Source organism: Butyrivibrio sp. LC3010 (assembly GCF_000424385.1).
Lineage (GTDB): Bacteria > Bacillota > Clostridia > Lachnospirales > Lachnospiraceae > Butyrivibrio.
In genome coordinates this window covers 72129-97683 of sequence record NZ_AUJU01000006.1, presented here as the reverse complement: position 1 = coordinate 97683, position 25555 = coordinate 72129, and the positions used below count along the sequence as shown (strand labels likewise).

The 25555-nt window shown below is 40.1% G+C and carries 27 protein-coding genes and 1 other annotated feature (1 of these 28 running past the window's edge); of the genes, 26 read left to right on the top strand and 1 reads right to left on the bottom strand.

What is annotated here, in order from left to right:
• Positions 1-70 precede the first annotated feature (70 nt).
• The 21 genes from ilvA (at position 71) to G622_RS24415 (ending at position 18298) form a co-directional block, all read left to right on the top strand.
• On the top strand, positions 71-1300 hold the full coding sequence (ilvA, locus tag G622_RS0106360; protein ID WP_026510008.1) for a threonine ammonia-lyase: 1230 nt from the start codon (positions 71-73) through the stop codon (positions 1298-1300).
• 5 nt (positions 1301-1305) lie between these two features.
• On the top strand, positions 1306-2181 hold the full coding sequence (locus tag G622_RS0106355) for a YitT family protein (RefSeq protein ID WP_026510007.1): 876 nt from the start codon (positions 1306-1308) through the stop codon (positions 2179-2181).
• 5 nt (positions 2182-2186) lie between these two features.
• Positions 2187-3272, top strand: coding sequence for a glycoside hydrolase family 25 protein (locus tag G622_RS24420; RefSeq protein WP_049945717.1), 1086 nt, complete (start codon positions 2187-2189; stop codon positions 3270-3272).
• Positions 3273-3411: 139 nt separating this feature from the next.
• On the top strand, positions 3412-3756 hold the full coding sequence (gene ylxM, locus G622_RS0106345; protein ID WP_026510006.1) for a YlxM family DNA-binding protein: 345 nt from the start codon (positions 3412-3414) through the stop codon (positions 3754-3756).
• Positions 3757-3759: 3 nt separating this feature from the next.
• On the top strand, positions 3760-5136 hold the full coding sequence (ffh, locus tag G622_RS0106340; protein ID WP_026510005.1) for a signal recognition particle protein: 1377 nt from the start codon (positions 3760-3762) through the stop codon (positions 5134-5136).
• 124 nt (positions 5137-5260) lie between these two features.
• A complete protein-coding gene (rpsP, locus tag G622_RS0106335) occupies positions 5261-5503 on the top strand; it encodes a 30S ribosomal protein S16 (RefSeq protein ID WP_026510004.1) in 243 nt (80 codons plus the stop codon).
• Positions 5504-5533: 30 nt separating this feature from the next.
• A complete protein-coding gene (locus G622_RS0106330; RefSeq protein ID WP_026510003.1) occupies positions 5534-5764 on the top strand; it encodes a KH domain-containing protein in 231 nt (76 codons plus the stop codon).
• Between the two features lie 173 nt (positions 5765-5937).
• A complete protein-coding gene (trmD, locus tag G622_RS0106325; RefSeq protein ID WP_026510002.1) occupies positions 5938-6717 on the top strand; it encodes a tRNA (guanosine(37)-N1)-methyltransferase TrmD in 780 nt (259 codons plus the stop codon).
• A gap of 89 nt (positions 6718-6806) precedes the next feature.
• Positions 6807-7337, top strand: a complete 531-nt coding sequence (gene rimM, locus G622_RS0106320; RefSeq protein WP_026510001.1) for a ribosome maturation factor RimM — start codon at positions 6807-6809, stop codon at positions 7335-7337.
• 163 nt (positions 7338-7500) lie between these two features.
• Positions 7501-8286 (top strand): uridine phosphorylase, encoded by a 786-nt coding sequence (gene udp / locus G622_RS0106315; RefSeq protein ID WP_026510000.1) that lies wholly within the window; start codon positions 7501-7503, stop codon positions 8284-8286.
• 41 nt (positions 8287-8327) lie between these two features.
• Positions 8328-8759, top strand: coding sequence for a cytidine deaminase (locus G622_RS0106310; protein WP_026509999.1), 432 nt, complete (start codon positions 8328-8330; stop codon positions 8757-8759).
• 123 nt (positions 8760-8882) lie between these two features.
• Entirely contained in the window at positions 8883-9230 is a 348-nt protein-coding gene (rplS, locus tag G622_RS0106305) for a 50S ribosomal protein L19 (RefSeq protein ID WP_026509998.1), read from the top strand.
• A gap of 133 nt (positions 9231-9363) precedes the next feature.
• Positions 9364-9957, top strand: coding sequence for a signal peptidase I (gene lepB / locus G622_RS0106300; protein ID WP_026509997.1), 594 nt, complete (start codon positions 9364-9366; stop codon positions 9955-9957).
• A gap of 62 nt (positions 9958-10019) precedes the next feature.
• On the top strand, positions 10020-10901 hold the full coding sequence (ylqF, locus tag G622_RS0106295; RefSeq protein WP_026509996.1) for a ribosome biogenesis GTPase YlqF: 882 nt from the start codon (positions 10020-10022) through the stop codon (positions 10899-10901).
• Positions 10898-11467: a signal peptidase I gene (lepB, locus tag G622_RS0106290; RefSeq protein WP_026509995.1), complete on the top strand. Its 570-nt coding sequence runs from the start codon at positions 10898-10900 to the stop codon at positions 11465-11467. Before ylqF ends, lepB (G622_RS0106290) begins: the two co-directional genes overlap by 4 nt.
• Entirely contained in the window at positions 11460-12224 is a 765-nt protein-coding gene (locus G622_RS0106285) for a ribonuclease HII (protein WP_026509994.1), read from the top strand. Before lepB (G622_RS0106290) ends, G622_RS0106285 begins: the two co-directional genes overlap by 8 nt.
• Positions 12225-12264: 40 nt before the next feature.
• Entirely contained in the window at positions 12265-14298 is a 2034-nt protein-coding gene (locus G622_RS0106280) for a flagellar hook-length control protein FliK (protein WP_026509993.1), read from the top strand.
• 41 nt (positions 14299-14339) lie between these two features.
• Positions 14340-14657, top strand: coding sequence for an EscU/YscU/HrcU family type III secretion system export apparatus switch protein (locus G622_RS0106275; protein WP_026509992.1), 318 nt, complete (start codon positions 14340-14342; stop codon positions 14655-14657).
• Positions 14654-15034, top strand: a complete 381-nt coding sequence (locus G622_RS0106270; protein WP_026509991.1) for a YraN family protein — start codon at positions 14654-14656, stop codon at positions 15032-15034. The genes G622_RS0106275 and G622_RS0106270 overlap by 4 nt, the downstream gene beginning before the upstream one ends.
• A gap of 28 nt (positions 15035-15062) precedes the next feature.
• Positions 15063-15767: a response regulator transcription factor gene (locus G622_RS0106265; RefSeq protein WP_026509990.1), complete on the top strand. Its 705-nt coding sequence runs from the start codon at positions 15063-15065 to the stop codon at positions 15765-15767.
• Positions 15768-15769: 2 nt separating this feature from the next.
• A complete protein-coding gene (locus G622_RS24415; protein WP_049945716.1) occupies positions 15770-18298 on the top strand; it encodes a sensor histidine kinase in 2529 nt (842 codons plus the stop codon).
• Between the two features lie 21 nt (positions 18299-18319).
• On the opposite strand, the gene G622_RS0106255 is transcribed toward G622_RS24415, so the two are convergent.
• Positions 18320-19519 carry a ribose-phosphate pyrophosphokinase gene (locus tag G622_RS0106255; RefSeq protein ID WP_026509989.1) on the bottom strand — a complete coding sequence of 400 codons (1200 nt, stop codon included), beginning with the start codon at positions 19517-19519 and terminating at the stop codon, positions 18320-18322.
• A 175-nt stretch (positions 19520-19694) separates the two neighbouring features.
• Here G622_RS0106255 and G622_RS0106250 point away from each other — a divergent pair, with 175 nt between their 5' ends.
• The 5 genes from G622_RS0106250 (at position 19695) to G622_RS0106230 (ending at position 25235) form a co-directional block, all read left to right on the top strand.
• Positions 19695-21044 (top strand): DUF512 domain-containing protein, encoded by a 1350-nt coding sequence (locus G622_RS0106250; protein WP_026509988.1) that lies wholly within the window; start codon positions 19695-19697, stop codon positions 21042-21044.
• A gap of 128 nt (positions 21045-21172) precedes the next feature.
• Entirely contained in the window at positions 21173-22513 is a 1341-nt protein-coding gene (der, locus tag G622_RS0106245; protein WP_026509987.1) for a ribosome biogenesis GTPase Der, read from the top strand.
• Between the two features lie 25 nt (positions 22514-22538).
• Positions 22539-23207, top strand: coding sequence for a glycerol-3-phosphate 1-O-acyltransferase PlsY (plsY, locus tag G622_RS0106240; protein WP_044957238.1), 669 nt, complete (start codon positions 22539-22541; stop codon positions 23205-23207).
• A gap of 21 nt (positions 23208-23228) precedes the next feature.
• Positions 23229-24254 (top strand): NAD(P)H-dependent glycerol-3-phosphate dehydrogenase, encoded by a 1026-nt coding sequence (locus G622_RS0106235; protein WP_196814184.1) that lies wholly within the window; start codon positions 23229-23231, stop codon positions 24252-24254.
• A gap of 255 nt (positions 24255-24509) precedes the next feature.
• The gene (locus G622_RS0106230) at positions 24510-25235 is read left to right on the top strand and encodes a hypothetical protein (protein ID WP_026509984.1); all 726 of its coding nucleotides are present in this window, start codon (positions 24510-24512) and stop codon (positions 25233-25235) included.
• A 139-nt stretch (positions 25236-25374) separates the two neighbouring features.
• Positions 25375-25555, top strand: a binding site (T-box leader) (it continues 81 nt past the right edge of the window).

Sequence of the window (25555 nt, the reverse complement as noted above, 5' to 3'; positions counted from 1 at the left end):
TAATTAGTAAAGGAAAAGGATACGATCGAAGCCGGTAAAATGATGACTATCGATCTTGGAGGAGGATGTCATGTCTGAGAAAAATGAAAGTCTCACACTTCCTGCATTTGAGGAAGCCTATGAGGATGTAAAAAAAGTTACACTTGAGACAAAACTTATCTACAGTGATTACTGGAGTGGTACTACAGGTAACAAGGTTTATCTTAAACCTGAGAATCTTCAGAGAACAGGTGCCTACAAGGTAAGAGGTGCTTATTACAAGATTTCTACCATGTCTGAGGAAGAGAGAGAAAAGGGGCTCATAACAGCATCAGCCGGTAATCATGCACAGGGTGTTGCATATGCTGCAAAGAGCTACGGAGTTAAGGCAACAATCGTTATGCCTACATCCACACCCCTTATCAAGGTTAACAGGACAAAGGCTCTCGGTGCTGAAGTTATACTTCATGGAGATGTCTATGATGAGGCATGTGAGCATGCTCTTAAGCTCGCAGATGAGAAGGGATACACTTTCGTACATCCTTTTGATGACCTCGATGTTGCTACGGGACAGGGAACTATAGCAATGGAGATCATAAAAGAGCTTCCCACAGTCGACATGATACTTGTTCCAATCGGCGGAGGCGGACTTGCTACAGGTGTTGGAACACTGGCAAAACTTCTCAATCCCAAAATAAAGGTAATAGGTGTTGAACCTGCAGGTGCAAACTGCATGCAGGAAAGTATAAAGAACGGTAAGGTGACTACACTGCCTACTGTTAATACCATTGCTGATGGTACTGCAGTTAAAACTCCCGGTGAGAAGATATTCCCCTATATTCAGAAGAATATAGATGAGATAATAGCTGTACCGGATGAGGATCTGGTTGTATCATTCCTTGATATGGTTGAGAATCATAAGATGGTAGTTGAGAACTCAGGACTTTTGTCTGTTGCCGCTTTGAGACAGCTTGATGTCAGGGATAAGAGAATCGTTTGTGTGTTGTCAGGCGGAAATATGGATATCATCACTATGTCTTCTGTAGTACAGCAGGGACTTATTATGAGAGACCGTATTTTCACTGTTTCAGTCCTTCTTCCTGACAAGCCGGGACAGCTTGCAAGCGTTGCCGGCGTAGTTGCCAAGACCGGTGGTAATGTTATCAAACTTGAGCATAATCAGTTTGTATCAATAAACAGAAACGCAGCAGTGGAACTGCGTATTACATTGGAGGCATTTGGAAGCGAGCATAAGATGGAAATTATGAATACCCTCGAAGAAAACGGGTATAAGCCCAAGCTTGTTCGTACAAATATTTAAAGCCTATGAAGTATACTGAAAAAATCACAAAGAAGGGAACAGACTATCTGCTGATTACATTTGGAGCATTCCTCTATGCAATCGGCACAAGTCTTTTTAATGATCCCAACAATATCGCGCCCGGTGGAATAACCGGTGCAGCGATTGTTCTGAACAGAATCATTTCATTAGGAACAGGTACGTGGTTTATGATTATGAATATACCGATACTGTTCCTGGCAATTTATAAGTTTGGAATACGATTTACAATCTCCACGGTATATGCCACTATAGCAAACTCTATTTTTACTGACCTGCTTGCGAAATATGGAACAGGCTTTATAGTAAAAGATGTAATACTTGGTGTCATATTTGGTAGTGTCTTTGTTGCCGTGGGAATAGGTATTACATTTAAATGTCATGCGACTACAGGTGGTACTGATGTTATAATAAAGGTGTTAAGATTAAAGTATCCACATATCAAGACCGGCGTTCTTTTTATGATAATAGATATTTTTGTTATCGCTTTTGCGGGTGTTGTTCTTAAGGATATGAAAGTTGTGCTTTACTCATTTTTGGGTGTCATGATCACATCATATGTTATTGACTTTGTATTGTATGGTAGAGATGAAGCAAAACTTATTTATATTATTTCTGATAACACGGATAAGATAACTGCAAGACTTCTGGAGGAACTTGATGTAGGAGTGACTCATGTCTTTGGACAGGGGGCATACAGCGGAGAGGACAAAAAAGTCATTCTCTGTGCCATTAAAAAGAGGCTTTCTCCATTGGCTGAGGATATTGTCCGTGAAGAAGATCCCAATGCGTTTATGATTGTAACAAGTGCTTCTGAAATATTTGGTGAAGGCTACAAGAGCTATTTTGATGAACGGATATAATACCTATGAAAAATACTGATAATCCTAAACACAATAGCAAAATGGTTAGAAATACCAAGAACCTGATATCTGTTATTTTCCTGAGTCTTGTGAGTATTCTGGCTCTTTCGACCTGCATAGGGCTGCTTCTTAGTAATGCAGCTACCAGACGGCAGGCAGATGCATCCCAGAACGAACTGGATGTTCTTGAGAGCGAAGGTTACTACACCATGGCGCAGGCTTCCTCGCTTATTGAAAAGGCAGAGGCCAATGCCAGAAGGCAGGAAGGGGACTTACTGCGGAATAATTTCAGGGAAAAACTTGTGGAAGGAGACAGAATAGGGGCTATAAGGACACTGTTTCCTGATGAAATAGTCACAGAGTATGGCGGACAGTATTTCTTTACACCGATTGCCGAAGATGTTAATAAAAGTCCTGTTTTACCCGATGAATTCACACTTTTATCCGATGGCAAAATCAGCTATAACGGAGCAGACGAGAGTATAAGAGTGACGCAGGGAGTTGATATTTCCAAGGCGCAGGGAGCTGTTGAGTTTGATAAAGTCAAGGAATCCGGTGTCGATTTTGTTATGGTAAAGGCAGGAGCCAGAAACTCCTCAGACGGGAATTTACAGGAGGATGATAATCTAAAGTCAAATCTCAGAAATGCACTTAAGGCTGAGCTGGAAGTGGGCGTATATTTTTATTCCCAGGCTGTTAATGAAGCTGAAGCAAGAGAAGAAGCACAGTTTGTTCTTGATTCAATTGAAGGATATGACATAACATATCCTATCGCTATTGATATAGAGCAGTTTAATACAACTGATGTGAGGACTTCGAAGCTTTCGGGAAGAATATACACTGAAATCGTGAGAGGCTTTTGCGATACGATTAAGCAGGCTGGCTACAGACCTATGATATTAGGCAATATCAGAACCTTCAGTGAACTGGTGGATATACATGAAGCTTCCCAATATCCTATTTGGATTTCGTATTTTGGATATCCTCAGTATTTTCCTTATGAATATTATATGTGGCAATATAATAAAAACGGGGATATAGACGGGATACACGGTGATGTTAATTTAAATATATGCATCACAACAAAGTAAAGTAAAAATACTTGACACAAAAAAGATTATGCGATATTATAAGCATCGTGCCTATAGTATCGCATTTTATTTCTATATCGGAAGATATAAGGCAGTAAGAATTAGAGCCTTATCTTTTGAATATTGTTTATAGAGGAATATGGAGAAGATTGTTGAGCAGGGGCTTTTATATGACTTTTATGGAGAGCTTCTGACAGCCCATCAGAGGCAGGTATATGAGGATGCAGTCTACAACGATCTTTCGCTGGTCGAGATTGCTGAGGAATATGATATTAGTAAACAGGGTGTACATGACCTGTTGAAGAGATGTACTAACTCTCTTGAAGGATATGAGAAAAAACTTCACATGATAGAGAGAACAGACAGAATCAGGAAGCAGCTTGGGAATATGTCAAAAGCCGTTACTGATTATAAGTTACAGGATGATGAGCTGAGGGCGAAGATCCTTGAAGCTATAGAATTGATAAAAGAGGAGTTGTCATAATTTATGGCATTTGAGAGTTTATCAGATAAACTTCAGAACGTATTTAAGAATCTTCGTGGCAAGGGCCGCCTTTCAGAGGAAGATGTTAAGACTGCAATGAAGGAAGTTAAAATGGCTCTTTTGGAGGCAGATGTTAACTTCCGTGTAGTTAAGTACTTTGTTAACAAAGTACAGGAGAGAGCAGTCGGTGAAGATGTATTAAATGGTTTGAATCCCGCTCAGATGGTTGTGAAGATTGTCGATGAAGAGTTGACAAGCCTTATGGGATCAGATATTACAGAGATCCAGTTCCAACCGGGAAAGAGCATTACAGTAATCATGATGTGTGGTCTTCAGGGTACCGGTAAGACCACGACAGCTGCTAAGATAGCAGGTAAAGTTAAGCTTAAGGGCAAAAAGCCGTTGCTTGTGGCATGTGATGTATACAGACCTGCTGCAATAGATCAGCTGCGCATAAATGCTGAGAAGCAGGAAGTTGATTTCTTTTCAATGGGAACGGATGTCAGCCCTATAGAGATTGCGAAGGCAGCAATTGCTCATGCTGAGAAGAATAATGAGAACGTAGTTATTCTGGATACAGCCGGCCGTCTGCAGATTGACGAAGAAATGATGCAGGAGCTTGTGGCAATCAAGGAAGCAGTTACTGTTCATCAGTCACTTCTTGTTGTTGATGCCATGACAGGTCAGGCGGCAGTTGATGTTGCAGTTCAGTTTAATGACAGGATCGGCATTGACGGTATCGTATTGAGTAAGATGGATGGTGACACCAGAGGTGGTGCTGCACTTTCCGCAAGACAGGTTACAGGCAAGCCTATTCTTTATGTTGGTATGGGAGAGAAGCTCTCTGATCTGGAGCAGTTTTATCCCGACAGAATGGCTAGCAGAATCCTTGGAATGGGTGATGTCCTTAGCCTTATAGATAAAGCTGTGGAAGCTAATCGTGAGCGCGATGAAGAAAAAGAGCGCGAGATGGCTTCTAAAATGAAAAAAGGTAAGATCGATTTTGAGATGTACCTTGAATCCATGAAGCAGATGAGAAACATGGGTGGCCTTGGAGCCATAATGGGAATGCTTCCCGGAATGGGAAAGATCAGTGATGATCAGCTTCCTGACGAGAAACAGCTTGCAAGAATAGAAGCCATTGTGCTTTCTATGACACCTGAAGAGAGAAAAAATCCCAAGCTTATGAGTCCTCAGAGAAAATACAGAATTGCTAAGGGCTCAGGAAACGATATTACTGATGTGAATCGTTTCATAAAGCAGTTTGAGCAGATGCAGAAGATGATGAAGCAGATGCCCGGACTTATGGGAAAGAAGGGTAGAAGAGGCTTGGGAGCCCTTGGTGGACTTGGTAAGGGCGGCTTTGGCAAGTTCTTCTAAATATATTTGTAACTGATATGCAGATTCGGATTTTTACCGGGTTTCATATATATGATGATTGCGGAGTAATTCGTTTATCATAGCTATTAACATTTTATTTTTATTTAAATGGAGGATTTTTAAAATGGCAGTAAAAATTAGACTTAAGAGAATTGGTAAGAAGAAGGTTCCTTTTTATCGTATCGTTGTATCTGATTCTAAGTTCCCTGTAAACGGAAAGTTCATCGAGGAGATCGGAACTTATGATCCTAATACAGATCCCAGCACATGCAAGGTAAACGAGGAACTTGCTAAGAAATGGCTTTCAAACGGAGCACAGCCTACAAACGTTGTAAGCAAGATTTTCAAGCAGGCAGGTATTAAGTAATCAACTTCGCATTTAACTAGGGGAAAATTCATGAAAGAATTGGTTGAAGTAATTGCAAAGGCTCTGGTTGACAATCCGGATGAAGTTGTGGTTAATGAAAAAAAAGAAGGACGAAACATCATCATTGAGCTGCACGTTGCACCTTCAGATATGGGCAAGGTAATCGGAAGACAGGGCAGAATAGCAAAAGCCATTCGCTCAGTTGTTAAAGCAGCATCTACCAGAGAAAATCTTAAGGTTGACGTTGAAATTGTCGATTAATATCTATACCCGGAGTTGAGCTTTCAGCTTCGGGTATTTTTATCATACGAAGAAATTCCATTGAATTTCCTATGTGACATAAATTGCTCCGCGGGGTTCGCACTCGCGCGAGAGGAGTATAAATCTTCAGACCTTTTGAGGAGCGAACAAAAAGGTCTGTTTCGGAGTAAATAATGAATTTTTATATAATGACACTTTTCCCAGAGATGGTCATGGAGGTATTAAATACCAGTATTCTTAAAAGGGCCATGGATAAAGGAACAATATTTGCCAAAGCGGTAAACATTCGTGATTATGCTGATAACAAGCATAATAAGGTGGATGATTATACATATGGAGGCGGTGCAGGTATGCTTATGCAGGCACAGCCTATTTATAGCTGTTATCAGGCTATTTTGAATGAGATAAGAGAAAGAGAGCCGGATGCAAAACCGAGAGTTGTATATGTGACTCCTCAGGGCAGCGTTTTTAGTCAGGCAGCTGCAAGAGATTTTGCTAAGGATAATGATATAATATTTTTATGCGGACACTATGAAGGAATTGATGAGAGAGTCCTGGAGGAAATAGTTACCGATTATGTTTCCATAGGTGACTATGTTCTTACAGGCGGAGAGCTTCCGGCGATGGTAATGATTGATGCCATCTCAAGGCTTGTTCCGGGAGTTCTTAATAATGAGGAATCAGCCCAGACAGAATCCTTTGATGACGGGCTTTTGGAGTATCCGCAGTATTCACGTCCGGAGGTTTGGATGGACAAAAGAGTTCCATCTGTACTTTTGTCGGGGAATCATGCTAATGTAGATGTGTGGCGTTTTCAAAAATCCCTGGAAAGGACCAGGGAACGCAGACCGGAGCTCTATGATAAATATATTGAGGAGCACCCGGAGCAGTTCACACCTAAAGCACTTAAGAAGCGTAACAGGATACTGGACAGAATTAATGAAGAAATGTAAATTAAACATCTATCAGCTGTATAATAATAGATGTAATGTAAATAAAACATTTATCAGTTGTATAATGAATGTAATGAGGTTAGAACAATATGACAGAATATTTTCAGATAGGGGTAATAGCATCGACACACGGTCTTAAAGGAGAGGTTAATGTTTTCCCCACGACGCAGGATCCGGAGAGGTTCCTTGATCTTAAGAAGGTAATTCTTGATACCGGACGAGAGGGGAAAAAGGAACTCACTATTGAAAAAGTCCGCTTTAATAAGAAATTTGTAATTGTAAAATTCAAGGAATTTAACGATATAAATGAAGTAGAGCGCTTGAGACAGAAGGAGCTTATAGTACGCAGAGAGGATGCTATTGCTCTTGAGGAAGGTGAATATTATCTTGCCGATCTTGAAGGAATGACAATAGTTGATGAGGATGGCAAAGAACTTGGAATCCTTAAACAGGTCATACAGACAGGAGCAAATGATGTATATGAGATGAAGCGTACCGATGAAGACGTGGCAGAAGGCTCCGAAACTGTTATGATTCCAGGAATTAAGGAATGCGTAAAAAATATCGATGTAGAAAACAAGGTCATGACGATCCATGTAATGGATGGGCTTTTTGACTGAAACTGAAATTAGGGAATATAATAAAGTAGCCTTACCAGGTAAGATATTAAATTATAATTTATTTTAGGATTTGTCGTGATAAAGCCATGATTTGGAAAGGCTTCGATAACATGGCAGGATTATGAATCAAACGTGCCAAATCATATTATAGGAGGGATAAAGGATGGTAGATTATACGGAAGGCGCCGGATATCAGTATCATATTCATCTTAAGGAAGGCGATGTTGGAAGATATGTTATTTTGCCAGGCGATCCCGGCCGCTGTGAGAAGATAGCAGCATATTTTGATGATGCCAAGCATGTGGCAAGTAATCGTGAATATAATACGTATACAGGTTATCTTGACGGTGAGAAGGTAAGCGTTGTCTCAACAGGAATAGGCGGGGCATCAACGTCCATCGCGGTTGAGGAGCTTCATAAGATAGGTGCGGATACTTTTATCAGAGTTGGTACTTGTGGCGGTATGCAGCTTGATGTTGTGGGTGGAGACCTGATTATCGTTAATGGTGCAATAAGAGCTGAGGGTACATCAAAGGAGTATGCTCCTATTGAATACCCTGCTGTAGCTACATTTGAAGTTACTCAGGCTCTTAAAGAAGCTGCTATAGAGCTTGGTGCAAGACACCATGTAGGCGTGGTTCAGTGTAAGGATGCATTTTACGGTCAGCACGAGCCGGAGAGCAAGCCGGTATTTTATGAGCTTCAGAATAAGTGGGAAGCATGGAAAAGATGCGGCTGTCTTGGTTCAGAGATGGAATCCTCCACACTTTTCATTGTCGGACAGTGGCTGCGCGCCAGAACCGGTGCAATCATGCTGACAGTAGCCAACCAGGAGAGAGCAAAGGAAGGCTTGGATAATCCTCAGGTTCATGATACAGATGCTGCAATAAGAGTTGCAATCTCAGCTATAAGAAAGCTGATAGCTGATGATAAGAAAAACGCTAAATAATGCAGAAAGAATGCAAATAAGTTTTGCTTTGGGATAACAATATGAAAACATATGATGAATTGGTAGAGCTGGCTCTTGAAGCCAGAAAGATGGCTTATACTCCCTACAGTCATTTTAAAGTAGGTGCGGCCCTTATGACTAAGGATGGCAAGGTATACAAAGGGTGTAATATTGAGAATGCATCCTATACACCTACTAACTGTGCTGAGCGCACTGCTTTTTTTAAGGCTATCAGTGAGGGAGATACAGAATTTTCTGCCATAGCAATTGTGGGTGGCTTTGAAAATCAGAAAGAGCTTAAATTATGTACACCGTGCGGTGTCTGCAGACAGGTAATGCGTGAGTTTTGTGATGATGATTTTAAAGTTATACTGCTCACAGATCAGACAGATGGGGTTAATAAATATCAGGTCTATAATCTTACTGAGATCCTGCCTCTAAGTTTTGGCCCCGTTGATATGCACATAAAGTAAAAATCCTTGACGGCAGCTTGCTTTATATGCTATTATCATGTAGTTGCGAAAATGACGGTCCTCTGGTACGCAAGACATAAATGTATTTAAGAACGTCCATTTATATAGTATAGGAGAAAGCAAATGAATACAATCATTGCAGAAATCGAGAAGGAGCAGCTTAACCAGAACGCTCCTGAGTTCAACACAGGTGACACAGTTCGTGTCTACAACAAGATCAAGGAAGGTAACCGTGAGAGAGTACAGATCTTCGAAGGTACTGTAAAGAAGATCCAGGGTGGTTCTAACCGCGCAACTTTCACAGTTCGTAAGATCTCAAACGGCGTAGGCGTTGAGAAGACATGGCCTCTTCACTCTCCTCTTGTAGAGAAGGTTGAAGTTGTGAGAATGGGTAAGGTTAGAAGAGCTAAGCTTAACTACCTTAAGGGCCTCACAGGTAAGAAGGCAAAGGTCAAGGAAAAGGTTCGCTAAGAATAATTTCTTTGGTAAGGGCAGTTACTTTTTAGTAATTGCCTTTTTTCATTTGAGCAGAGCACTTAGCGAGGCTTTTGGTTTTGTTAAGTTTGCCAGACAGAACACTTTAATCTTTTAAGCAGAGGGTATTATGTATCGAAAAAAAAGATATCAGTCAATGTTCCGTGAAAAGAAGAAGACGGTTACTCCGGAGCTTTTAAAAGAAATTGCCTCCTGGGTATTTTATACCGTAATCGCAGTTTTTGTTGCGTTTGTTCTTGTAATCTCATTCGGAAAAAGGGTGAGAGTTATAGGTGATTCCATGGAAAACTCATTGTTTAACGGGCAGAGTGTTCTTGTGAATCGCATAATATATAAGATCGCTTCACCTAAAAGGGATGATGTAATTGTCTTTCTTCCAAACGGTAATGAGAAATCTCATTACTATGTGAAGCGTGTTGTTGCCGTTCCGGGTGAGACTGTTAAAATCGTTGACGGAAATTTGGTAATAAATGGCGAAACAGTCGTCACTGAAGATGATGAATATGATAAAATGGAAGAAGCAGGAATAGCTGAGAACGAAATTAAACTTGGGAATGGAGAATTCTTTGTTCTTGGCGACAATAGAAACAGTAGTGAGGATTCCAGAAGTGCCAACATTGGCGTTGTGAAGATCGCTACAATAGCAGGTAAGGCCTGGTTCTCTTACGGAGCTAAGGAAGGGAATAACGGTCTGATAAAGTAATAATGACTCATATGGGGAGGCTGTTAAGAATTACCCATATGACAATGATTAAAGGAAAATATATGAATAATTATCAGTGGTATCCGGGACATATGACCAAGGCCATGCGTATGATGCAGGAGAATATCAAACTGGTTGACCTGATCATAGAATTGACCGATGCCAGAATACCGATGTCGGGAAGGAATCCTGATATTGATAAACTGGGACAGAATAAATCAAGATTGGTCATACTTAATAAGTCAGATCTGGCAGATCCGGAGATCAGTAAGGAATGGATTGAGTATTTCTCACAATCCGGTGCCAGAGTCATGGAGATGAATTCCAAGACAGGTTCTCAGGTGAGGCAGGTTCTTGATAATGTGACAGAGAGCTGCCGTGAGAAAATTGAAAGGGATAAGAAGCGTGGAATCGTAAACAGACCTATAAGAGCTATGGTCGCAGGTATTCCTAATGTTGGCAAGTCCACATTTATAAATAAGATTTCCGGTAAAGCAGCTGCAAAGACCGGGAATAAGCCCGGTGTTACAAAGGGTAAACAGTGGATCATGCTCGGCAAGAACCTTCAGCTGCTTGATACTCCCGGTGTTTTGTGGCCTAAGTTCGAGGATGAGACAGTAGGTCTTCATCTTGCGCTTATAGGTTCCATGAATGATGAGAACCTCGACAAAGGTGAACTGGCAGTAAATCTGATCAGAATTCTGGAGAAATGGTATCCGGGAACGTTAGCCGATAAATATGGTGTTACTGAGGAACAGAAGCTTTTATTTGAAACTGATCCGTATGAAACACCTGAATCATCTATACTTACTGCTATAGCAGATAACAGAAAGCTGATAAAGCAGGGTGGAAAGGCAGATGTGGACAGAGCGTGTGCTCAGCTTTTAGATGATTTTAGAAACGGTAGACTTGGAAAAATATCATTAGAGAGGCCAATACTATGAATAAAACGCAGGAATTTATAAAAAGTGCAGGAAGTACAATACTTACAGTAATTATTGTCTGTGCTATAACATTGCTTTTTATGAAGTTTGTGGCACAAAGAACAGATGTTGACGGCGAATCCATGATGTATACACTTCATGATGGAGATGCACTTATGGCGGATAAGATTACCTACAGGTTTTCAGATCCCAAGCGCTTTGATATAGTAATTTTTCCGTATCCGCAGGATCCCAGCGAATATTTCATCAAGCGTGTTATAGGACTTCCCGGTGAAACTGTCCAGATTGATTATGACGGTAATATTTATATTAATGGTGAGATTTTAGAGGAACATTATGGAGCAGAGGTAATACAGAACCCCGGAAGGGCTGTTGAACCTGTTGTTCTCGGAGAAGACGAGTATTTTGTAATGGGAGATAACAGAAATTACAGTATGGATTCAAGAGAACCCAGTGTAGGTAATATTAAGGGCTCCGATATTATTGGCAGAACATGGCTTAGAATATATCCTTTCTCATCCTTTGGAATCATAGATAAGAATAAGGAAAATATAAAAAATGACTGAGAAAATAGGGGATATTAAAGCTGCACTTTCACTTGCAGATGACATAGAAGCATATAAACTCTTTTGTGAGAAATATGAATCTGATGAGAGGGCAGGAGTCATTAAACTCGTTGAGTCAGCAAGGAAACATATAGCGGCTATTGAAGCTGAGAAAAAGCGGCTCTTCGATATGCGTTATTACGAGAGATTACATTCGGATAAGAAATATATATGCGGTATAGATGAGGTCGGAAGAGGACCTCTTGCAGGGCCGGTTTATGCTGCAGCAGTTATTCTGCCTGCAGATGCAGAGATTCTTTATATTAATGATTCGAAGAAATTATCCGAAAAAAAGAGAGAGGCACTTTATCAGGAGATCTACGAAAAGGCCATTTCTGTCGGTATTGGATACAGTACTCATGAGAGAATCGATGAGATCAATATACTCCAGGCGACTTATGAGGCTATGGCAAAGGCTGTGGCAAATCTTGCTGTTAAGCCGGACGTACTTCTGATAGATGCTGTTCATATCCCACAGCTTGAGGAATACACCCAGGAGTCCATTATCAAGGGAGATGCCAAAAGTGTATCAATTGCAGCAGCAAGCATTATAGCCAAGGTCACCAGGGATCGTCTTATGGCTGAACTGGATGATAAATATCCGGGATATGGTTTTGCTCATAATAAAGGTTATGGAAGTGCTGATCACATCGAAGCGCTTAAGAAAAACGGTCCATGTGAGATACACAGAAGATCATTTATCAAAAATTTTATGTGATTTGTTCGGATTTACTTATTTTTGAAGAAAGAGAGCCTGCATGAGTATCATTCAGAATGTGACCCAGAAGACGCCTGTTGTTCAGGTTGAAGGGCGAGTTATTAATCAGAATGCTGCAAAATCGCAGGAATCTCTGCGCTCTTTGGAAACAGGAGAGCGTTTATCTGGCAAAATCATTTCCATGACTGACGAGGGCGGTGTCAAAAATGCCCAGATAAGGCTTGGAGATGACACAGTTATATCTGCAAAACTTCAAGATGGCATGTATCTCAAGGAAGGACAGACAATTTCCTTTGAGGTGCGCGGTGTTTCTAATCAGATAACACTTACTCCACTTTATGAAAATACATCTGTTGATTCGACAACCTTAAAGGCACTTAATGCTGCCGGCATAGAGGTGAATCAGGATACAGTCAATATGGTAAAGTCTATGATGGAAAATGGAATGGGAATTGACAGAGATTCCCTTAATTCCATGCATCAGCTCATAGGCTCCCATCCTGAGGCTGATGTCTCATCAATTGTTCAGATGAAAGCTCTTAACATACCAATTACAGATGAAAATATCAGTCAGTTTGAGAGCTACAAGAATTATGAGCATCAGGTTGTGGAGACAATGAAATCCATTATGGATGATTTGCCCGGGGCTTATAATCAGCTGGTTCAAAGTGGGGAAGGTAAGGCCGCCAATGATCTCTATGGTGGAATTCTTGATATGCTTGCAAAGGGTGCAGAGCATATGGAGAAAACAGCTGTTCAAAATGAAATAAATGGTGCACAGCCTCAAGGTGAGATGGTTGAGACTGGCCTTCTAAGTGGGAAAACTGATAGTGAAGCAGCACTGGCTGAGGGCGGAGCTATTAAAGATGTCGCAGTTGGTCCCGGTGCCGAAGGCGCTGTTAATAATACGGAAGGTGGAAAGACAGAAATCTTATCTACACTTGCAGAGGGTGAAGCTGAGGGCGAATTGCTGACAGAAGCCAGGGCGGATTCTCAGAATACATCCGGAACAGCAACTGCTGATAAGGAGCAGGTTTTAATGGAAGCTGCAGGGAAAAGTTCCGATATTGCAGGGCAGGAAAAGGTTGGAGAAGCAGCTTCCAAAGAAGATGTTACGGGGAACGCTTCAAGTGCGGATAATGATCAGAGGAGTGCTGCAGATTCTTCGGGGATAAAAGGTTCTGAGCAGAGTATATATGACAATCAGGGGCAGAGCCTGCCAAAGATTACACTCAGTAATAATCTGGCGAATATCATAAGGGAGCTTAACACAAGTACCGGTGCCACCGGGGAAGAGATTCAAAAGCTTATTGAACAGGCCAGAACAGGGAATCCTGAAAAGATAGATCAGATGGCACTTTTAAAAGAGCTTTCAGAAGCGTATTCTAAATCGGCGCATACTTCGGAGGCGGCAGATCAGGCATTTTCCAGGCTTTTTAGCAATAATGAGTATAATAAGCTTATGAAAAATATCATGCAGGATGAATGGATGATAAAGCCTGATGAGGTGAGGCTTAAGGAGAATATTGAAAATCTGTATGCAAGGCTGAATTCTCAGGCTAAGCAACTTACCAGTCAGCTCACAGCTGCTCTTGGAGCAGATAATAAGGTTGCTCAGAGTGCCGCCAATCTTCAGAATAATATAGATTTTATGAATCAGCTCAATCAGATGTTCCATTATGTTCAGCTGCCGCTTAAGATGGCAGATCAGGACGCGCATGGAGATTTATATGTATACTCTAATGGCAAAAAGAAATTCGAACCCGGAGATGAAGTCAGCGCGATCCTGCATCTTGATATGGATAACCTGGGCCCCATAGATGTTTATGTTAAGATGAAGGACACCAATGTAAAAACCAATTTTTATGTTGCTGATGAAGAAATAATCGATCTGATACATGAACATATCGGAGAACTAAATGACCGGCTGAACAAACGAGGCTATACTATGGAAGCCAGAATGATGCTTCATACCGATATGGATTCCGACAGTGAGGATCCTCCGGTTAGCAGTATACTTGAATCTAAAAAGACAGCTTTTTTGTCAATGACTACTTTTGATGCACGAGCGTGATATCCCAATGGAAAAAATGTAATTCTTTGAGGAGACTTACTATGGCTGAAAACAATCTGAAGGGAACAGGGAAAACTAAAGATGGCAAGCCAAAGCAGGCGATAGCCCTTGCTTACGATCCTAACGAAGACGGCGCTCCCCGCGTTATTGCCAGCGGAAAAGGAATTGTAGCTGAAAAGATCATAGATGCTGCAAAGGAGCAGGATATACCGGTTCATGAAGACAGTAAGCTTGCGGATACGCTATCCAAGCTTGAAATAGGTGAGATGATACCGCCTGAACTCTATGAGGTTGTAGCGGAGATCCTTGTCTTTGTGGATGCCATGGATAAAATCAGAGCAAAAGAGACAGCAAAATGAATAAAAGAGAAACAGGGGCCTATTATGAGAATCTGGCCTGTGAATATATTGTTGAAAATGGTGCCCGGATTCTTAATAGGAATTTCAGGAATAATAAGGGCGAAATTGATATAATTGCAAAGGATGGTAAATATCTTGCATTTGTAGAAGTAAAATACAGATCAGGAGATAGATATGGAGCAGCTGAGGAAGCTGTGGGATTTAGTAAGCAGAAAGTTATCTGCCGTGTTTCGGACTATTATATGAAACGATTTGGAATTGGCCTGGATAGTCCTGTCAGATATGATGTTGTAGCCATAGAGGTTGACGAAACATCCGCTATTCATATAAGATGGCATAAAAATGCTTTTTTATATATCCCATGTAAAACATGGTGATTTTTATCATATAGGAGGTTTTAGTAATTTGCAGAACGTACTTGTTTGTGATGATGACAAAGAGATAGTTGAAGCTATCGAGATATACCTTAAGCAGGAAGGAATTAATGTTTATAAAGCTTACAATGGTCTTGAGGCTCTCGATATAGTACAGAATAATGAAATACATGCGGCTATCATAGATATAATGATGCCTGTTATGGATGGAATTCAGTGTACCATGAAAATAAGGGAGCAGAGCTCTATTCCGATAATAATATTGTCCGCTAAATCTGAGGATGCAGACAAAATACTCGGTTTAAATATCGGTGCTGATGACTACGTTACCAAGCCTTTCAATCCTCTTGAGCTTGTAGCAAGAGTTAAATCCAATTTAAGAAGATACACACAGCTTGGCAATGTTGATAACAAAGATTTGGATGATGACTACATCTTTAAGGCAGGGGGACTTGTACTTAATGATAACTCTAAATCTGTAACGGTAGATGGGGAGGAAGTCAAGCTTACCAAGATTGAATACAATATTCTGATGTTCCTTTTGAAGAATAAAGGAAAAGTATTCTCAATCAATCAGATATACGAGAATATCTGGAATGAGAATGCGGTTTCAGTAGATAATACAGTTGCCGTTCATATCAGACATATTAGGGAAAAAATTGAGATTGATCCAAAGAATCCCAAGTATTTGAAGGTTGTTTGGGGCGTAGGATATAAGATAGATACCGAGGATTGATAATGTTTGATAAAATTTTCAGGCACAGGACAATGTCCTGGATCAGCAGGTACATACTCAGAATATTCCAGCACATATGCATCGCTATAGTAGTTGCAGTAATCTTTTATATTTATAAGGGGTCCTCATTTGTAGGTACAAACGGTATCGTTTACAATCTTCAAAATGAGGATAGTGCCCTTAATTATATTGATTCTTCACTTTTTAATAAGATTCTTGTGAACAATCTGAAAAGTGTTGTGGAGCTCTCAGCATACCAGACCCTGTTTGAGATAGATGGTGAATATGATGGAGATAAAAGCATTGATGTAACAGCTTTTATTAACAGAAATACCATTCTTCAAAGTGAATATATTACCGCAGTTTATCCGGTATCAAATCTGATAAAGTGGTCTCAGAATGGATTTGAGTATGAGGATATGAATTTTACGACAAAAGAGAGCAAGGATTTTCTTTCGCCTACAACTGTCTACACCCAGTTAAAAAAGAATAATGCTGAAGGTGGTATGAACAGTTTCCTGAATTCTCAGCTTGATAATAATGCAGTGAGAACAAATGTGAAGGAAGCGGATGCAGACGGTTCCGGTTCTCATACAATTCTTATTCCGAGATATCAGACAGTATTCCATGAAAATATTGAGAATCTGGTTTCGAACTGGGATGAGTATAATGAGCTCTGCGCCAATATCACGGAAGCTGCTTCAACGATGGCAGCCTGCCACGACCGTTACACTGAGCTTAAGAATAAGTATTCATTCTATAAATCAAATTTCAGATATTATATTACCAGAACCATTAACGGCAGAACGGAAGTGTATACCAATGTTGAATCTCTTAAGAAAAGCACAAACGGGCTGAATCTTAAGGATGTATTCAAATCATACGGAAGATATATTTATTACTGTCCTTATGACATTGAGTATTCAACAAATACAAAGATAAACGAGGATGACCTCAGACAGTTTTTGGGCAATTATCAGTATGCATATCCGGATCAGATGAAGTTTTATTTTGCAGTTGATGCCAATAAGATTTCCAATAATGATGATTTTAAAATCGGTAAAGAAGCATTCAACAGATATATGCCATATTACAGGCAGCTCCATATGATTATTGGATTCTTTATCGTTGTGTATGTAATTACTATTTTGCACCTTTGCTATTATGAAGGACGTATTGAATATTCAGATGGCACAGTCGGCGGAATAGAGAAAATCGATGTGATTCCGATAGAAATTGTTGTGGTATTCTCTGCGGTAATAATCGGAATTCTGTTTGGATTCTTTCAGTTTGCCATAAATAATTATGCTTCTGTTTACAGCAGTACATTTTATATGGCAGGCCTTGCCTGTGGACTTACTTTCCTGGCGGACAATGCTCTTTCATATGCATTTTACAGCATAATAAGAAGATCTAAATCAAACTATTTATACAGGTCATCTTTATTCAGACTTCTGGTGGAACTGTCCAGACGAATCTTTGCGAGGATGACGCTTAAGCAGAATCTTTTCACAAGGACTATTGTGCCTTATGTAATATCAATTGCACTGCAGTTTTATCTGGTGCTTAATTTAAAGCTTCTCGGCATTATAATTGCACTTATAATTGATATTGCGGTAGCGATTTATATTATAAATCTTAATAAGGACAAGTTCATGATACTTGATGCTCTAAGGAGAATAGGGCAGGGCGAACTGGATGTTAAGGTTGATGTGAATAAGCTGCATGGAGCAAATGTGTATATCGGCGAGGAACTCAATAAGATTTCTGTTTCAGTCGAGGATGCAGTTAACCGAAGCATGAGAGATGAAAAGCTCAAGGCGGATCTTATAACCAACGTTTCGCATGATATTAAGACACCTCTGACCTCGATAATAAATTATGTGGATCTTTTAAAAAGAGAAAATATAGATGATCCGAAGGTTGTTGAGTATATCAGGGTTCTTGATAATAAATCGCAGAGATTAAGACAGCTTACCGATGATCTTGTTGAAGCATCCAAAATTTCTTCTGGAAATATAACCCTGAATATGGAAGAGTTTAATTTTGCAGAATTCGTTAATCAGGTATTGGGAGAGTTCTTTGAGAAGTTTGACAGCTTTGATCTTGTGCCGATTTTGAAATGTGAGAAATATGATGTCTTCATCAGAGCAGATGCAAGGCAGCTGTACAGAGTTATTGAAAATCTGTTAAATAATGTGTGTAAATACGCACTTTCCAATACCAGAGTCTACATGGATCTGGTGGTTAAGGAAGAGGATGGCGTTCATAGAGCAGTATTTTCCGTAAAAAATATTTCCAGAAATGAGCTTAATATAAATGCTGACGAGCTTACAGAGAGATTTATAAGAGGAGATATTTCAAGAAGTACAGAAGGTTCGGGACTTGGTCTTTCTATTGCAAAGAGTCTTACAACTGCAATGGGAGGAGAGTTTGAGATAATCCTTGACGGAGATTTGTTTAAGGTGAACATATCATTTGAAACCGCGAAATTCAGTAATGGAAATCCTGCTTCAGAAACACTTGAATAGGGTAAGAAAAAAGAGGACCTGTTAGTCAAACAGGTCCTCAGTTTTTGCTGAGCGCGAATTGTATTTTTCCAAAATGCTGTGGAGCTTTTCGGTAGGTGTGATTACATTACTCAGTGAATCATCATGATTCATGAAATCAATGATTGTTGCTAGGAATTTACTCATATCAGCTACATGGTAGTATTCTCTGTCAGTAAATTCAGGATTCTGATAAATAAGATTGGTGGTTATAAGTGCATCAAAATCACCCTTCTTATATCCTTCATCAAATACTTCTATGCCGTTTGTGAAAAGACCAAAAGTAGTGCAGATAAATACACGATTGGCGCCTTTCTTCTTAAGCTGACGGGAAGTATCAATCATACTTGATCCTGATGAGATCATATCGTCAATGATAATTACATCCTTACCATCAATTGATGAACCAAGGTATTCGTGGGCAACTATAGGGTTTGAACCGTTTACAACCTTACTGTAGTCACGTCTCTTGTAGAACATACCTGTATCAACATTAAGAACATTTGCAAAATATACCGCTCTGTCAAGGGCTCCTTCATCCGGGCTTATAACAGTGAGATGCTCTTTATCTACGGTGAGATCATCGATCTCTGATATAAGAGCCTTCATAAACTGCGGTGAAGCCATGAAATTATCAAATCCTGATATAGGAGCAGCATTTGAAATTCTGGGATCATGAGCATCAAAGGTTATGAAGTTGCTTATGCCCATTTTATACAGCTCTGAAAACATTACTGCAGCATCAAGGGACTCACGATTGTTCTTATTGTGCTGTCTTCCTTCATAAAGGAAAGGCATAATTACATTGATGCGCTTCGCTTTACCTGTCATGGCAGCGATGACTCTCTTAAGATCCTGATAGTGATCGTCCGGAGAGTAATAATTATCATGACCGAACATTTTATAGGTCATACTGTGATTCATTACGTCGGTAATGATGAAAACATCCTTACCACGAACTGATTCCTGGATCTGGGCTTTGCTTTCGCCGCTTCCGAATCTGGGATTGGAATATTTTACCCTGTAATCATTTTTGACATATCCCTGAAAAGCGGGATCGTTACCGGGTGTGTTGTGCATTCCGTGTCTGAAAGAAACGAGATGTGAATTGACGAGTTGTCCCAGTCCGCTTGCTGAATCCATTACCATCAGAGCAAGTGGTGCTACTGGTATTGAAGAATCTAACTTATGAAAATCAGGCATTTTATCTCCTCTATGTTTATATATTTAAAAATTCACATACTGATTTTTACGCTACTATCTTATTGTATCTTTATATGAAAATCAAGATGAAACAAAGTATTATGGTTATTGTGAACGCATTAAGGTGAACAGTAACAGGTATCTAATAGTTGCAAAGTGTGGTACAATCTTTACTATGGATAATAATGGACATTTAATTAAAAAGGTTGAACCCGGAAGCATAGCGGAAGAATTAGAGATTGCAGCCGGGGATCGTTTGATTGCAATAAACGATAAGCCCATAGAGGATATTTTTGATTACCAGTACATGGTGCAGGATGAGGAGCTTACTCTGCTTGTCAGAAAACCGGATGGAGAAGAGTGGGAGCTTGAAATTGAGAAGTACTATGATGAGGATCTGGGAATAGAATTTGACAACGGACTGATGGATGATTACAGGTCCTGTTGTAATAAATGCATATTCTGTTTCATAGATCAGATGCCTCCCGGTATGAGAGAAACACTTTATTTTAAGGATGATGATGCAAGACTGTCATTTTTACAGGGTAATTATGTCACACTGACCAATATGAGTGATGACGACATTGACAGAATTTTGAAATACCATCTTTCTCCTATAAATGTTTCTTTTCAGACGACCAATCCTGAGCTTCGCTGCAAAATGCTCAATAACCGCTTTGCGGGAGAGGCTTTGAAAAAGGTTGATAAGCTATGTGCTGAAGGCTCCGGAATCGAACTAAACGGACAGATTGTTCTGTGCAAAGGTGTAAATGACGGAAAAGAGCTTCACAGATCTCTTACGGACCTGTATAATTACAGACCTAATCTTAAGAGCGTATCTGTTGTACCTGTAGGTTTATCAAAATACAGGGATGGATTGTATCCCTTAGAACCATTTGAGAAGGACGATGCCAGAGAGGTTTTAAAGGAAATTGAGTACTGGCAGAATAAATCCTTTGAGGAATATGGGGATCATTTTGTTCATGCATCAGACGAATGGTATATGATAGCACAGCTTCCCATACCCGGAGCAGAAATCTATGATGATTATGGTCAGCTTGAGAACGGTGTTGGTATGGTGAGGCTTCTTCTTGATGAATTTGATGAGGCGCTGGCTGATATTAAGGAGCATGGGATTGAAGGTGTTTCACTTGATGAGATAAAGGGTGAGGTTTCCACTGCCAGTGGTAAACTTATATATCCGTTTATCCGTGAAATGGCGCAAAAGCTTACTGAAGTGATACCCGGACTTACAGTGCACGTTCATGAGATCACAAATAACTTTTTCGGTGAGAGGATCACGGTGACGGGTCTTTTAACCGGACAGGATATAATAGAGCAGTTAAAAGGACAAAAGCTCGGTGAAGCCCTTGTGCTCCCTCAGAATATACTTAGAGCAGGAGAAGATTATCTTCTTGATGACGTGCATATCTCTGATATAGAAAGAGAGCTTGGCGTGAAGATAAGAATTATTAAAAGCGGGGGAATGGATTTCATCAGGGGACTTATTTTTGATAATGACTAATAAAATATGAGAACATTGGACTGACCTAAGGAATAAATGACATAAGGACTACTCCCATAAATGGGTCCCTCCTCATGTCAAATTACCGCAAGTGGTACACCCCCTTAGATTGAAGAGGATAGTAATTTATGAAAAGAAAAAATATTGTTGCAGTAGTAGGAAGACCTAACGTTGGAAAGAGCACACTTTTTAATGCGGTTGCAGGGAAAAACATATCTATAGTAGAAGATACTCCCGGAGTTACAAGAGACCGTATTTATCAGGATGTTGAGTGGCTTAATTACAATTTTACACTGGTTGATACAGGCGGTATAGAGCCTGATACAAATGACACGATTCTGGCTCAGATGAGAGATCAGGCTGAGATTGCTATTGAGACCGCGGATGTAATTATTTTCATGTGCGATGTCAAGCAGGGACTTACAGATGCGGATTCTCAGGTGGCTGATATGCTGAGGAAATCCAGAAAACCTGTCGTTCTTTGTGTTAATAAGGTTGACAGTTATAAAAGAGATTCCATGGATGTATATGAGTTCTACAACCTTGGAATAGGTGATCCTTTCCCGATAAGTGCTGCCAATAAGCAGGGGATTGGTGATCTTCTTGAAGAAGTGACCAAGAATTTCACAGCTTCTGACGGAGAGGAAGAAGAGGACGATTCAATAAGAGTAGCCGTTATAGGTAAGCCGAATGTAGGAAAGAGCTCAATAATCAACAGACTCTGCGGTGAGAACAGACTGATCGTGTCAGACGTGGCAGGAACCACAAGAGATGCCATAGATACTGAAGTTAAGTACAACGGCAAAAAGTACACATTTATTGATACTGCCGGACTTCGCAGAAAAAACAAGGTTAAGGAAAAGCTTGAGGAGTACATGATTCTTCGAACGGTTACTGCAGTAGAGCGTGCCGATGTTGCAGTAATAGTTATCAATGCTGACGAGGGTGTTACCGAGCAGGACGCCAAGATCGCAGGAATTGCCCATGACCGCGGAAAAGGTGTAATCATTGCGGTTAATAAGTGGGATCTTATTGAGAAGGATAATAAGACAGTTAATGAGTTTACAAAGGATGTTAGAAATACATTATCCTTTATGCCTTATGCAGAGATCATATTTATTTCTGCCGAGACAGGACAGAGACTTGTTAAGTTATACGATATGATAGATGCTGTCAGTGAGAATCATGCCATGAGAGTTGCAACGGGTGTTCTTAATGAGATACTCATGCAGGCAGTTGTCATGCAGCAGCCACCGTCAGATAAGGGCAAGATGCTTAAGCTCTACTATATTACACAGGCTTCGGTTAAGCCTCCGACCTTTGTTATTTTTGTTAACGATAAAAAGCTGATGCATTTTTCATATACAAGATATATAGAGAATCAGATTCGCGGATCTTTCGGCTTTAAGGGGACTCCTTTGCGTTTCATCATCCGTGAGAGAAATAATGAAAAGAATGATAAAAAATAATAGCCTTAAAAGCTAGGGGAGAAGTATGATTGTAAGAGCGATATGTTTATTGATTGGTTACGCCTTTGGACTTATCCAGACGGCAGTTATCTACTGCAAGATGAAGGGCGTAGACATTAGAAGTGTGGGGAGCGGTAATGCCGGAACAACCAATACACTAAGGGTTCTTGGAGCCAAAGCAGGATTTATAGTGCTTTTTGGAGATATGCTTAAGTGCATTCTGGCAGTGGTTGTTTCTTCAATTGTCAGTCAGAAATTACTTGGTGCTGATTATAATGATATGAAATATCTCTTGAAGATTTATACTGCTGCAGGGTGTGTACTTGGACATGATTTTCCTTTTTATATCAAATTTAAGGGAGGAAAAGGTATCGCCTGCACCTTTGGTTACATAGTGGCATTTAAATTCACATTTGTGATCGGATCACTTTTAGCATTTTTGATACCATTTAATATTACTCATTTTGTATCACTTGGATCACTTTGCCTTTATGCTGTTTTCTTTATTCAGCTGATAGTAGAAGGACAGATGGGAATGCTTGGGATGTTACCTCAGGGATGCCTTATAGAAATGTATATTCTTGCCTTTGCCATGACAGTTCTTGCTTTTTATCAGCACAGAACCAATATTGGTAAACTTATAAAGGGCGAAGAGAGAAAAACTTATATTTTCAAGAAAAACAAAATCGACTAATTTTTCAGAGGGAGACTAATTTTGGATAATAATAGTATAGCAGTCATAGGAACCGGAAGTTGGGGAATAGCACTTGCATGGAGACTGTGGAAGAACGGAGCAGAGGTCACAATGTGGGGAAGAAGCAGGGAATCTGTTGAAAAGCTCCGTAATGACAGAGAGGATAAGGATAAATTACCGGGAGTAATCCTTGACGGCGATATTAAGATTACTGATAACATGGAAACTGCACTGAGGGATAAGGACATGATCGTTATTACAGTACCTTCAGTTGCAGTGAGAGAGGTTTGTGGGAAAATAAAGCCTTATCTCGTAGCAGAGGATGAAAGACATCAGATCATCGTGAACTGTTCCAAGGGAATTGAAGCAGAATCATTGATGCTTATGTCTGATGTTATTCTGGATGAGCTTCCGGGAAGTGATGTGGCTGTACTTTCAGGACCTTCCCATGCGGAAGAGGTGGGCAAGAACCTTCCTACTTCAATCGTTGTCAGCGCATTTTCAAAGGAAACTGCGAAAATAGTGCAGAACACATTTATGGCTGATACTTTCAGAGTTTATACAAGCCCTGATATGCTTGGAATAGAAATTGGCGCTGCGCTTAAAAATGTTATTGCCCTTGCTGCAGGAATCTGTGACGGACTCGGGTATGGTGATAATGCCAAGGCAGCACTTATCACCAGAGGAATAGCAGAGATCTCAAGACTTGGAGTTGCAATGGGAGGAGACTTTGAAACCTTTTCCGGATTATCCGGAATAGGCGATCTCATTGTTACCTGTGCGTCAATGCATTCAAGAAACAGAAGAGCCGGAATCCTTATCGGGCAGGGTAAGACAGCTGAGGAAGCTATAAGTGAAGTCAAGATGGTTGTAGAGGGAATAAACAGCGCTGCAGCTGCCTTGGAACTGGCTAAAAAGTATGAGGTTGAAATGCCGATTGTGGAACAGATAAATGAAGTTCTCTTCAATCACAAGTCAGCAACAGATGCCGGTATAGATCTGATGAGCAGAGATAAAAAGGACGAGAATGACCTTCAGGGATGGTAAAATGTTTTGAATATTTTCTACCAACTTTAGGTTTGCTCAGGGATATATATTAAAAGAATTGTATTCATGCGTAGAAATATAATTTCACTAAATATTACATTTTTCGTTATTTTGTGTTATTATACTTTACGCATGTTTTTTTATTAAATTCACTTGCGATATTAAAAATCCTGCGTTTGGGATTAATCGGAAGTCATGACGAGGGATGCTTCTGGTAAAGTGAATTTTTTTAGTAATGGAGGATAGAAGAAAAGTATGAAAAAAACAAAGATTTTTAAAACACTCATCGGAACGGTACTTACATTTGCATTAACATTTGCTGCAGTACCTCAGACAGCAAGCGCTGCTGCTTATTCATCAGATAAGATTAACACAAGTGCTCAGGCTGGTCAGTCTTACACAATCAAGACATATTTCCCCGGTATCGGCTTTCAGAAGGTTAAGGTTAACTTCTCTACAGTCAGCAAGGAGGACGGATATTACCGCTTTGGCAGAACTATAACTCCTGCTAAGAAGGCACAGGTAGTAATGAGATGTTCTTTACCTAAGGCAACTCAGAATAAGATCAAGAATAACGTTGTTAAGATTTACAAGGCTAGCAAGTACCATTATGCAAACAACAAACTTTTCTCAACTGTAATGGATGCTAATACAGGAATTGCTTTCAATAACAGCAACCTTGCCGGAAAGCTTTTTGAGGTAAGCTCTTATACATCAGATTCCAGCTCAAAGGTTTTCAGACAGACAGCTGCAGGTTGGCGAGTTAACTATACAATCCAGACAAATGTTTCAATCAATTATGATATTATTTATCCTAGTCAAAACGAAGGAAACATCCTTGTAGGTACGGCAGGTGCAAGCAAAGAAGTTAGCTCAAACAGCACAAAGATTACTAATTTCATGCATGGTAATACACCTATCACAAATTCTGTAATGTTTAAAAAGAAGATGAAGAATCTTTCTATCTGGACAAGACTTTAATTGTTGTAAAGCACTTGGCGCGGCATTATAGAGCCCTGTGTTTGATAAAAGAATTTCTATTAACCCTGCAATCCGCGAATTGGATTGCAGGGTTTTATAATTATATTGACAATTAAGAAAAAATGGAGATAATAGTTACTTAAAGGCTATGAACGGAATAAGTAGTTTTTAGTACCGACCACAGAGAGTTGCCGTTTGGTGAGAGGCGCGGAAGAGGACTGAAAATGAATACCTCCGGGAGCTGCACGGAAGAATGACATATATCTAGTAAGCCGTGACGAGAACCGAGCGTCAGTCGGAAGAGTATGAAGAGATTTTTA

Excerpts from the sequence above, each read along its gene's own strand:
- ilvA (WP_026510008.1), top strand. The coding sequence starts at position 71 with ATGTCTGAGAAAAATGAAAGTCTCACACTTCCTGCATTTGAGGAAGCC.
- G622_RS0106355 (WP_026510007.1), top strand. The coding sequence starts at position 1,306 with ATGAAGTATACTGAAAAAATCACAAAGAAGGGAACAGACTATCTGCTG.
- G622_RS24420 (WP_049945717.1), top strand. The coding sequence starts at position 2,187 with ATGAAAAATACTGATAATCCTAAACACAATAGCAAAATGGTTAGAAAT.
- ylxM (WP_026510006.1), top strand. The coding sequence starts at position 3,412 with ATGGAGAAGATTGTTGAGCAGGGGCTTTTATATGACTTTTATGGAGAG.
- ffh (WP_026510005.1), top strand. The coding sequence starts at position 3,760 with ATGGCATTTGAGAGTTTATCAGATAAACTTCAGAACGTATTTAAGAAT.
- rpsP (WP_026510004.1), top strand. The coding sequence starts at position 5,261 with ATGGCAGTAAAAATTAGACTTAAGAGAATTGGTAAGAAGAAGGTTCCT.
- G622_RS0106330 (WP_026510003.1), top strand. The coding sequence starts at position 5,534 with ATGAAAGAATTGGTTGAAGTAATTGCAAAGGCTCTGGTTGACAATCCG.
- trmD (WP_026510002.1), top strand. The coding sequence starts at position 5,938 with ATGAATTTTTATATAATGACACTTTTCCCAGAGATGGTCATGGAGGTA.
- rimM (WP_026510001.1), top strand. The coding sequence starts at position 6,807 with ATGACAGAATATTTTCAGATAGGGGTAATAGCATCGACACACGGTCTT.
- udp (WP_026510000.1), top strand. The coding sequence starts at position 7,501 with ATGGTAGATTATACGGAAGGCGCCGGATATCAGTATCATATTCATCTT.
- G622_RS0106310 (WP_026509999.1), top strand. The coding sequence starts at position 8,328 with ATGAAAACATATGATGAATTGGTAGAGCTGGCTCTTGAAGCCAGAAAG.
- rplS (WP_026509998.1), top strand. The coding sequence starts at position 8,883 with ATGAATACAATCATTGCAGAAATCGAGAAGGAGCAGCTTAACCAGAAC.
- lepB (WP_026509997.1), top strand. The coding sequence starts at position 9,364 with ATGTATCGAAAAAAAAGATATCAGTCAATGTTCCGTGAAAAGAAGAAG.
- ylqF (WP_026509996.1), top strand. The coding sequence starts at position 10,020 with ATGAATAATTATCAGTGGTATCCGGGACATATGACCAAGGCCATGCGT.
- lepB (WP_026509995.1), top strand. The coding sequence starts at position 10,898 with ATGAATAAAACGCAGGAATTTATAAAAAGTGCAGGAAGTACAATACTT.
- G622_RS0106285 (WP_026509994.1), top strand. The coding sequence starts at position 11,460 with ATGACTGAGAAAATAGGGGATATTAAAGCTGCACTTTCACTTGCAGAT.
- G622_RS0106280 (WP_026509993.1), top strand. The coding sequence starts at position 12,265 with ATGAGTATCATTCAGAATGTGACCCAGAAGACGCCTGTTGTTCAGGTT.
- G622_RS0106275 (WP_026509992.1), top strand. The coding sequence starts at position 14,340 with ATGGCTGAAAACAATCTGAAGGGAACAGGGAAAACTAAAGATGGCAAG.
- G622_RS0106270 (WP_026509991.1), top strand. The coding sequence starts at position 14,654 with ATGAATAAAAGAGAAACAGGGGCCTATTATGAGAATCTGGCCTGTGAA.
- G622_RS24415 (WP_049945716.1), top strand. The coding sequence starts at position 15,770 with ATGTTTGATAAAATTTTCAGGCACAGGACAATGTCCTGGATCAGCAGG.
- G622_RS0106255 (WP_026509989.1), bottom strand. The coding sequence starts at position 19,519 with ATGCCTGATTTTCATAAGTTAGATTCTTCAATACCAGTAGCACCACTT.
- G622_RS0106250 (WP_026509988.1), top strand. The coding sequence starts at position 19,695 with ATGGATAATAATGGACATTTAATTAAAAAGGTTGAACCCGGAAGCATA.
- der (WP_026509987.1), top strand. The coding sequence starts at position 21,173 with ATGAAAAGAAAAAATATTGTTGCAGTAGTAGGAAGACCTAACGTTGGA.
- plsY (WP_044957238.1), top strand. The coding sequence starts at position 22,539 with ATGATTGTAAGAGCGATATGTTTATTGATTGGTTACGCCTTTGGACTT.
- G622_RS0106230 (WP_026509984.1), top strand. The coding sequence starts at position 24,510 with ATGAAAAAAACAAAGATTTTTAAAACACTCATCGGAACGGTACTTACA.